The 1009-nt window shown below is 63.4% G+C and carries 2 pseudogenes; one reads left to right on the forward strand and one right to left on the reverse strand.

What is annotated here, in order from left to right:
• Positions 1-315, forward strand: a pseudogene (locus tag E5W87_RS35385) (ATP-dependent DNA ligase); the annotation flags it as partial.
• Between the two features lie 79 nt (positions 316-394).
• Here E5W87_RS35385 and E5W87_RS35390 read toward each other — a convergent pair.
• A pseudogene (locus tag E5W87_RS35390) lies at positions 395-1009 on the reverse strand (hypothetical protein); the annotation flags it as partial.

Below are 1009 nucleotides of genomic sequence, written 5' to 3' on the forward strand. Positions count from 1 at the left end.
TGGTCCGGCCCGGAAGGGTCGGAGGAACTGGTGCCGGTGGGCAAGGCCTATTTCGGCTTCACCGACGAGGAACTGAGGCAGATCGACAAATATGTCCGCGACAACACGATCGAGCGTTTCGGCCCGGTCCGCTCGGTGCGGGCCGACCGCAGTCAAGGCCTCGTGCTGGAGGTGGCGTTCGAAGGGCTCAACCGCTCGACACGGCACAAGTCCGGCGTCGCCATGCGCTTTCCGCGCATTTCACGGCTGCGCTGGGACAAGCCGGCGGCCGAAGCCGACCGCATCGAGGCGCTGCAGGCGCTGCTCGACAGTTAGACTTTTTGTTTGAGCATCGGATTTTCCCAAACCCGGTTTCCTCGGGTCAAGCCCGTGGGCATGCTTTTGGGTCCGATGCTCAAGGAACGATCGAGACGCGGATCTCGTAGATGTCGACCGACTTGCCCTGCTTGTCGAAGTCGGAATTGATGGCGATGGTGCCGGCAGCGCCCGGACGCTTGTCGGGAAACCGCACGTCGAACAGATATTCGTTGTTCTCATGGCCGACCGCGTAGCGCTTGCGGCCGCAGTCGCCGAGTTCGCCGAAATTGCAATCGACGGAGATCTGCGTCTCCTTGCCCTCTTCGGAGCGGGCGATGATGTCGAACACGGCGTGCTTGCCAGCGAGTTTTTCCAGCACGCCTTGCCCGACGTCGAAGCTGATGGCCGAGCCGGAGGCGCCCGACCGGATGCGCAGGAAGGAACCACTGTCGTCCTGCATGACTTCGGCCTTGGCGTCCGAAGGCGCACTGACAAGCGCCGGATCGCTCGGCGAAAACACATTGATCCAGTCGCGATCCTCATCCGCCCCACCGGGATTCAGCGGCGAGACCGTGTCGCTTGGCGGCGTGAAATCATCGTCCTCCACCGTCGGAGGCGTTTGCGGCGGGGCCGTATCGAGTTGGGCCGCCGACTTGAAGACGCCGGTCTGCGCAGCGAAATAGAGGCCGATGCCGGCAGCGGCGAGCAACGT

The sequence above is a fragment of the Mesorhizobium sp. genome, from assembly GCF_004962925.1.
GTDB lineage: Bacteria > Pseudomonadota > Alphaproteobacteria > Rhizobiales > Rhizobiaceae > Mesorhizobium.